Origin of the sequence: Leptospira ellinghausenii (assembly GCF_003114815.1) — a bacterium.
In the GTDB taxonomy this organism is placed as follows: Bacteria; Spirochaetota; Leptospiria; order Leptospirales; family Leptospiraceae; genus Leptospira_A; species Leptospira_A ellinghausenii.
The window spans coordinates 1-1,253 of record NZ_BFAZ01000025.1; the positions used below are offsets into that span (position 1 = coordinate 1).

Here is a 1,253-nt window from a genome sequence, read left to right on the forward strand (position 1 = left end):
AGAACTTTTCTACATCACACACACTAGTCCCAGTTAGAAGCTCCATCAAAGGTTCAGCGAATCTTACATTTCCAAGAAAACTATATTCATCCAAATAACATTTTGACCACTTAGGACTTACATAGCCAAAAGCTTTGAAACTAGCCTTAATGAGTGCGTTTCTTGCCTCTGCACCATTCGAAGTGACAGATTGTTCTGTTACCCAACGGTGTCTCGACATATTATACCGAGGGTCATTACTTCGCTTTGAGTGATTCACTGATTTATGGTTCTTATAATCCCACAAAAATTCATAACCTTGATCTGTCCAAAGGATTGCACTCTTAGGAATTTTGGATTCTAAATCTTTTTGAAGATAATAACTGTTAGCAAGAGGTAAGGACTCATAGAATGTCCACTTGCCGACGACTCCAGTCGTATGGCAAAGAACCCCTTTCTGTTCCCCGCCGATCGAATTAGAAAGATAAATGGAACTCGTTCCTGTGTTATAACGTCTAGAACGGGAAGAGTTAGCTCGTAAACTTGAACTGAATAAAATCACAGAATCAGCAATAGAAATGGGGTTTTCCTTCGCTATCTCTTTGTAACTTCCTTCTTTTGGAAGTGTAATTGGATTCTTTTTGTAATGCTCATTGAGTTCATTATACATTTGTTCCTTGAGTTTCTCATTGAGTAATGAACAAAAGATTTGGATTCTACGTTTGAGCATATAACTAGACTTAATTGGTAAATTTAACTTTCTAGAAATTTCTGATGAGGTAACTGACTTGGGATAACTCAGGATTTGATTCTCTAATATATATGAAAAATAAGATAGAGGTAACTTGAATCTATCCAATGGTGTGTTAGAAGTAATTGAAACCTGTTTATAACAATTAGAACAACGTGCTATTGTCGGACGTGATTTGAATTTGTGGAAAACTAAATTAGGGTTTGAGCAATTGCAGGACTTAGGAAATAGCTTTGAGAGTATCGTTAGAGTTTTTGTCGCATAGATTCGATCAAGCTCGGGGGATTGTTTGAGAGGGTTAAGATAAGTTTTATAGGGTTTGAGTTTTTTAGGTTTTGAGGAGGGAGGAAGGGTTGTGTGTGGTCTAGTGTGTGGGAAGGGGTGGTACGGCCTTCGAGCATCGGATCTGAACAAACCACAAAAGTCCTTTTCCTCCCCACCCAAAAGAATCGACCTTAACTCAGGGGCAAATCTAACGTTCCCTAGGAAACTAATTTCATCTAAGTAGACCTGCGACCATTTC

Annotated in this window: 1 pseudogene; it reads right to left on the reverse strand. The window is 38.2% G+C overall.

Annotated elements, in window-relative coordinates:
* A pseudogene (locus DI076_RS20030) lies at positions 1-838 on the reverse strand (hypothetical protein); the annotation flags it as partial.
* Positions 839-1,253 lie beyond the last annotated feature (415 nt).